Here is a 6248-nt window from a genome sequence, read left to right as displayed (position 1 = left end):
CACGCCCACTGAACCCACCACGCCCACTGAACCCGCTGCACCCACCGGACCGCGTGAAAGGCAGGACCCGATGACCAACCCGTTCGAGGACCCCGACGGCACCTACCTGGTGCTGGTCAACGGCGAGGGCCAGTACTCCCTGTGGCCGTCGTTCGCCGAGGTCCCGGCCGGCTGGACGGTCGCCAAGGACGAGGACACCCGGCAGGCGTGCCTCGACCACATCGAGGAGCACTGGACGGACATGCGCCCCAACAGCCTGATCGAGGCGATGGGTGAGTGACCGCCACCGCGCCGGTTGAGGTCGCGGCCGTCACCGAGTGGACGATGGAGATGCTCGACGCCGCCGACCTGCGGCCCGCGCCGCTGCCGGCCGTCGAGATGACCTTCAGCCTGGCCCGCCGCCCGTCCGCCGAGGTCAGCCGTGCCCTGTACGCGGCGGTCGGCGCCCCCGTCTGCTGGACGGACCGGTTCCCGTGGTCGTACGAGGACTGGCGGGCGTGGGTGGAGCGGCCGGAGCTGGCGACCTGGCTGGCGATGGCCGAGGGGACGCTGGCCGGGTTCTTCGAGTTGGAGGCCCAGCCCGGCGGCGACACCGAGGTGCACCTGGTGGGGCTGACCCCGGCGTTCGTGGGGGACGGCTACGGCGGCTACCTGGTCGAGCAGTGCGTGCGGCGCGCCTGGCAGCGCGGCCGGCTGTGGGCCGAGGGCGGCGGCCCGGCTACCCGGGTGTGGCTGCGGACGAGTACGCTCGATCACCCGAACGCCATGGCCAACTACCGGCGGCGCGGGTTCACGGTGGCCGCCGAGACCACCGCGCCCAAGCTCGTCCCGGACCCCCGGCTGGCCCCGTGGCCGCTGCCCCGCGACCCCCGGCCGGCGCCGGGCGGCTCCGCGCCGCGGCCGGCCGCGAAGGAGGAGTTGATCTCGTGACCTGGTTCCGCTGCGTGGAGACGCGTCCCTGGGCCTCGATGCGGCTGTTCTGCCTGCCGCACGCGGGCGGGTCGGCGGTCTTCTACCGGAGCTGGGCGCGCGAGCTCGGCCCCGCCGTGGAACTGCACACCGTGCAGTACCCGGGCCGGGCCGACCGGATGTCCGAGCCGCTCGTCACCGACGCGGCGCAGCTGTCCCGGCTGATCGCCGCGGCGATGGCGCCGCTGCTGGACCGGCCCGCCGCGCTGTTCGGGCACAGCATGGGCGCGGTGCTGGCGTACGAGGTGGCGCGGCTGCTGGAGGAGCGGGGGACGCCGCCCGTCCACCTGTTCGTGTCCGGTGCCCGGCCGCCGCACGACAGGGGGGACGAGCGGATCGCGGACCGCGACGACGACGGCCTGGTCGCCGCGCTCGAGGACCTCGGCGGCACCGACGCCGAGGTGCTGCAGGACCCGGAGCTGCGGGAGCTGGTCCTGCCGTACGTGCGGAACGACTTCGCGCTGATCGAGGACTACGAGCACCGGCCCGAGCCGCTGCTTAACGTGCCGGTCACCGCGCTCGTCGGGGACGCCGACTCGCACGTGGACCCGGCGACCGCCGCCGGCTGGGCCGAGGCGACCGGTGCCGGGCCCGTCCCGGTGAAGGTGTGGGAGGGCGGGCACTTCTACCTCGTGGAGCGGCGGCGCGAGGTCATCGCCGAGATCCTGCGGACCCTCGAAGTGCCCGTCGGCCCCTGACCCGGTGCCCGGCGGGGCCGACGGACTCACGCGATCAGTACACCTCGACGCCGTACGCGCTGAGCGCCTCGCCGACCGGCTGGAAGAACGTCGTCCCGCCGGTGGTGCAGTTGCCGCTGCCGCCCGAGGTCAGCCCGAGCGCGGTGGAGCCGGCGAAGAGCGAGCCGCCGCTGTCGCCGGGCTCGGCGCACACGGTCGTCTCGATGAGGCCGCTGACGGTGCCCTCGGCGTAGTTGACCGTCTGGTTCAGGGCGGTCACCTCGCCCTCGTGCACCTGGGTGGTGCTGCCGCTGCGGGTGACGGACTGGCCGACGGCCGCCTCGCCCGCGCTCGTGATGTCCTGCGTGCCGCCGTACAGGGACACCGTCCCCCGGGAGTCGGCCGGCGTGCCCGAGTACTTCACGATGCCGTGGTCGTCGCCGGGGAAGCTGGATCCGCCGGTGTCGCCCAGCTTCCGGGTGTTGCCCTGGTCGGCGTACCAGGCGCCGCCGATCTCGGTGCAGTGCCCGGCGGTCAGGAAGTAGTACTCGCCGCCCTTCCGCACGTTGAAGCCGAGCGAGCAGCGCCCGCCGCCGGCGTAGATGGCCTCGCCGCCCGCGGTGAACATGCGGTACTCGCCCGCGACGCGCTCGGTCCGTACGGCGGCGCCGTGCTTCCGCGCCGCCTCGCGGACCTGGCCGAGCCTGCCGCCGGTGACGGTGGAGTCCATGGACAGGACCACCTGGTTGGCGGCGGGGTCCACGGCCCACGCGGTGCCGGGCACGGTGGCGTCGCGCTTGAGCGCGGCCATGACCTTCTCCAGGTCGTCGCCGCCGCGCTCGACCGTGCGCGCCTCGGCGCCGGCGGCGCGCACGGTGCGGGCCGCGGCGGCGTCGGTCACGGTGACCACCAGCCTGCCGGTCGCCCGGTCGATGTACGACCCGGCGGTGGCGTCGCCGAGCGTTCCCGCGAGCGTGCGGGCGGTCTCGGCCGCGCTCGCCTGCGGGCCGGGGGAGGGGGCCGGCGGCGCGGCCGCGCCCTGGGCGGCCGGCGCGGCGACCAGGCCGGTCGCCACGAGCCCGGTGGCCGCGCCGAGGGCCGCGGTGCCGCGGATGCGGGCATGACGGTGTTTCACGGAGCCTCCAGTGGGGGTTGGGCGCGCCCTTCTGGCGCGCCGGAGGTCACCGCAAATGGTGGGAGATGCGTGATCCTTCGTGAAAGTCGAGAAAGTGCCGAAGATCCTGTCACCGGTTGGGCACAATGGGTGCGGGACGGCCCGGTTACCGCCGGGTAGTCAGGGCTGGACCGATGGTCCAATAAGGCCACCCGCTGGGCCTCCCGCGCGCGGCACGCCCGTCGTACAGTCGAGAGCGGCGGGGGCCGGCAGTGCGCCGCGGACCTCCCGCCCCCGGACGCCCCGCCTGGGAGAGGCCATGGGCGTCGAGATCCGGGTCGAGGGGCTGCGGAAGTCGTTCGGGCGGCAGGTCATCTGGGAGGACGTGTCCTTCACCATCCCGGCCGGCGAGATCTCCGCGCTGCTGGGCCCGTCCGGCACGGGCAAGTCGGTCTTCCTCAAGAACCTGGTCGGCCTGCTGCGCCCCGACCGCGGCCACGTCTACGTCGGCGACGGCGACGTCCCCCGCCTCAGCGAGCACCGCCTGTACGAGATGCGCCGCAAGTTCGGCGTGCTCTTCCAGGACGGCGCCCTGTTCGGCTCCATGAACCTCTACGACAACATCGCGTTCCCGCTGCGCGAGCACACCAAGAAGAGCGAGTCGGAGATCCGGCGCATCGTGCTGGAGAAGATGGAGATGGTCGGCCTCAGCGGCGCCGAGAGCAAGCTGCCCGGCGAGATCTCCGGCGGCATGAAGAAGCGCGCCGGCCTCGCCCGCGCCCTCGTCCTGGACCCCGAGGTGATCCTCGCCGACGAGCCCGACTCCGGCCTCGACCCGGTCCGCACCGCCTACCTCAACCAGCTGTTCGTGGACCTGAACAACGAGCTCGGCGCCACGTTCCTCATCGTCACCCACGACATCGGCACCGCCCGCGTGCTGCCCGACAACCTCGGCCTGCTGTTCCGGCGCGGCCTGGTCATGTTCGGGCCGCGCGAGATGATCCTGTCCAGCACGCACCCGGCCGTGAACCAGTTCTTCAACGCCCGCCGGCAGGGCCCCATCGGCATGGCCGAGGAGAAGGACGCCGCCGAGATGGAGAGCGAGGGCGATGCCCCGCGCGCGATGCCCGCCCCGATCCCGCCGCAGCTCATGCCGAGCGACGGCGGCCTGCGCCCGACGATGCGGCGCCCGGGGGAGTGGCTGCGCGCCCACAACGTCAAGCCGCCGCCCGGCTCGTTCATCGACGACGAGGGCCGCAACTGGCTCACCGAGTGGGACCGTCTGGTGCTGTCCCGCCAGCGACCCCAGTGACGCGTTTCCGAGTATGTGAGATTCTCACTCGACGCGCCGGACGGCGGACCCCGAGAATGGTCGGGTGACCCTACTGCTGAACCGGTCGGCGCTGGAGGGCCTGCTCGACCCGGCCGAATGCGCCGCCGCGCTGCGCCGCGGCTTCACCGCCGAACCCGCCGCGACCGGCCCGCTGCGCGCCGTCGCCCCGCTGCCGGGCACCGGCACCGCCACGGCGCTGCTCCCCGGCCTGATCGAGGGCGTCCCCGCGTACACGGTGAAGGTGAACGCCAAGTTCCCCGGCGGCCGCCCGGCGCTCCGCGGCGTGGTGTGCCTGCACGACCTGGAGACGGGCGAGCTGCTGGCGCTGCTGGACTCGGCCACCGTCACCGCCTGGCGCACCGGCCTGGCCGCCGCGCTCGGCACCCACGCGCTCGCCCGTCCCGACGCCCGCACGGTCACGGTCATCGGCGCGGGCGCCCAGGCCGAGCTGGTGATGGCCGGGCTCGCCGACCTCCGCGAGCTCGACTCCCTCACGGTCTGCGACCTGGACGCCGGCCGCGCGGCCGCGTTCGCCGACCGGCACGGCACCCGCCGCGGCCGCCCCGCCACGGTCTCCGCCGACCCGCGCACGGCGGTCAAGGGCGCGGCCATCGTGATCGTCGCGACCTGGTCGCGCCGCCCCCTGCTGCACGCAGCCGACATCGCGCCCGGCACCCAGGTGACCGCGCTCGGCGCCGACCAGCCCGGCAAGTGCGAGCTGTCGGCGGACCTGCTGGAGAGCGCCCGCGTGGTGGTCGACGACATCCCGCTGGCCCTGGAGATGGGCGTCCTCGGCAGCGCGGGCCTCGGCGTCGAGCACGCCGCGGGCACCATGGCCGACCTGCTGCGCGGCCAGGTCGTCGGCCGCGTCCAGGCCAAGGAGGTCACCGTGTACGCCCCCGTCGGCCTGCCCTGGCAGGACCTCGCCGTGGCGTGGACCGCGTACCGCGCGGCCCGTGCCGGGGAGGCCGGCCCGGCCTTCGACTTCCTCGCCTGAGAGGCTCATTGAAACACGTTCTAGTTCTGGCTAGGCTGACCGGACGCCCGGTCGGCCTGACCTCTACTAGGAGAGCCGGATGCCCCTTCGCGTCGTGCAGTGGACCACCGGAAACGTCGGCCGCAACGCACTGATCGGCATCGACGCCCACCCCGAGCTCGAACTCGCCGGCGTCTGGGTCAGCGACCCCGCCAAGGCCGGCCGCGACGCCGGCGAGCTGGCCGGGCTCGACCGCTCCCTCGGGATCACGGCGACCGGCGACGCCGACGCCCTCCTGGCCCTGCGGCCCGACTGCGTCGTCTACACCGCGATGGCGGACGTGCGCATCCAGGAGGCCCTGGACGACCTGTGCCGCATCCTCCGCTCCGGCGCGAACGTCGTCTCCAGCAGCCCCGTCTTCCTCCAGTTCCCCGACGGCGTCGTACCGCCGGAGATGTCGGACCCGGTACGGGCCGCGGCCGCCGAGGGCGGCGCCTCCCTCTTCGTCAACGGCATCGACCCGGGCTTCGCCAACGACGTCCTGCCGCTCGCGCTCACGGGCATCAGCGAGCGCATCGACGAGATCCGCTGCCAGGAGATCCTCGACTACGCCACCTACGACCAGGGCACGGTCCTGTTCGACATCATGGGCTTCGGCCGGCCGCTGGACGAGACGCCGATGCTGCTGCAACCCGGCGTGCTCACCATGGCCTGGGGCAGCGTCGTCCGCCAGCTGGCCGCCGGCCTGGGCGTGGAGCTCGACGAGATCGGGGAGTGGCACCACCGCTTCCCCGCGCCCGAGACGTTCGAGATCGCGTCCGGCGCGATCGAGAAGGGCACCGCGGCGGCGCTGCGCTTCGAGGTGCGCGGCATGCGCGGCGGCAAGCCCGTCATCGTCCTGGAGCACATCACCCGGCTGCGCGGCGACCTCGCCCCCGCCTGGCCCCAGCCGTCCGGCGCGGGCTGCTACCGGGTCGAGGTGCGCGGCGAGCCGAACTACACCCTGGACCTGCAGCTGCTCGGCGGCGACGGCGACCACAACACCGCCGGCCTGAAGGCCACCGCGATGCGGCTGGTCAACGCCGTGCCCGCGGTCGTCGCGGCGCCGCCCGGCCTGCTGACGGCCCTCGACCTCCCGCTCGTCCCCGGCCGCGGCCTCCTCTGAGCCGCCCGCCCCGG

General features: G+C 74.2%; 7 protein-coding genes. 6 read left to right on the top strand and 1 reads right to left on the bottom strand.

Features of this window, described 5'->3' with window-relative positions; translation table 11 throughout:
- The first annotated feature begins 70 nt into the window (after positions 1 to 70).
- The 3 genes from ACA361_RS10135 to ACA361_RS10125 are packed head-to-tail and all read left to right on the top strand — an operon-like array spanning position 71 to position 1667.
- Positions 71 to 280, top strand: coding sequence for an MbtH family protein (locus ACA361_RS10135; protein ID WP_375011575.1), 210 nt, complete (start codon positions 71 to 73; stop codon positions 278 to 280).
- Positions 277 to 930 (top strand): GNAT family N-acetyltransferase, encoded by a 654-nt coding sequence (locus ACA361_RS10130; RefSeq protein WP_375011574.1) that lies wholly within the window; start codon positions 277 to 279, stop codon positions 928 to 930. Before ACA361_RS10135 ends, ACA361_RS10130 begins: the two co-directional genes overlap by 4 nt.
- Complete coding sequence (locus ACA361_RS10125) at positions 927 to 1667, top strand: thioesterase II family protein (protein WP_375011573.1); 741 nt, start codon at positions 927 to 929, stop codon at positions 1665 to 1667. Before ACA361_RS10130 ends, ACA361_RS10125 begins: the two co-directional genes overlap by 4 nt.
- Before the next feature lie 34 nt (positions 1668 to 1701).
- Here ACA361_RS10125 and ACA361_RS10120 read toward each other — a convergent pair whose 3' ends face one another.
- Positions 1702 to 2781, bottom strand: coding sequence for a S1 family peptidase (locus ACA361_RS10120; protein WP_375011572.1), 1080 nt, complete (start codon positions 2779 to 2781; stop codon positions 1702 to 1704).
- A 298-nt stretch (positions 2782 to 3079) separates the two neighbouring features.
- Between ACA361_RS10120 and ACA361_RS10115 the strand changes: the two genes are divergently transcribed.
- From ACA361_RS10115 to ACA361_RS10105, 3 genes are all read left to right on the top strand, one after another.
- The gene (locus tag ACA361_RS10115; RefSeq protein WP_375011571.1) at positions 3080 to 4072 is read left to right on the top strand and encodes an ABC transporter ATP-binding protein; all 993 of its coding nucleotides are present in this window, start codon (positions 3080 to 3082) and stop codon (positions 4070 to 4072) included.
- Positions 4073 to 4136: 64 nt separating this feature from the next.
- Positions 4137 to 5090, top strand: coding sequence for an ornithine cyclodeaminase family protein (locus ACA361_RS10110; RefSeq protein WP_375011570.1), 954 nt, complete (start codon positions 4137 to 4139; stop codon positions 5088 to 5090).
- Positions 5091 to 5169: 79 nt separating this feature from the next.
- Positions 5170 to 6234 carry a dihydrodipicolinate reductase gene (locus ACA361_RS10105; protein WP_375011569.1) on the top strand — a complete coding sequence of 355 codons (1065 nt, stop codon included), beginning with the start codon at positions 5170 to 5172 and terminating at the stop codon, positions 6232 to 6234.
- Positions 6235 to 6248: the final 14 nt, after the last annotated feature.

The organism is Actinomadura sp. 21ATH (genome assembly GCF_041951345.1).
In the GTDB taxonomy this organism is placed as follows: Bacteria; Actinomycetota; Actinomycetes; order Streptosporangiales; family Streptosporangiaceae; genus Spirillospora.
Note: the sequence above shows the minus strand (reverse complement) of the source record. Positions and strands in the feature narration are given on the sequence as shown.

Excerpts from the sequence above, each read along its gene's own strand:
- ACA361_RS10135 (WP_375011575.1), top strand. The coding sequence starts at position 71 with ATGACCAACCCGTTCGAGGACCCCGACGGCACCTACCTGGTGCTGGTC.
- ACA361_RS10115 (WP_375011571.1), top strand. The coding sequence starts at position 3,080 with ATGGGCGTCGAGATCCGGGTCGAGGGGCTGCGGAAGTCGTTCGGGCGG.
- ACA361_RS10105 (WP_375011569.1), top strand. The coding sequence starts at position 5,170 with ATGCCCCTTCGCGTCGTGCAGTGGACCACCGGAAACGTCGGCCGCAAC.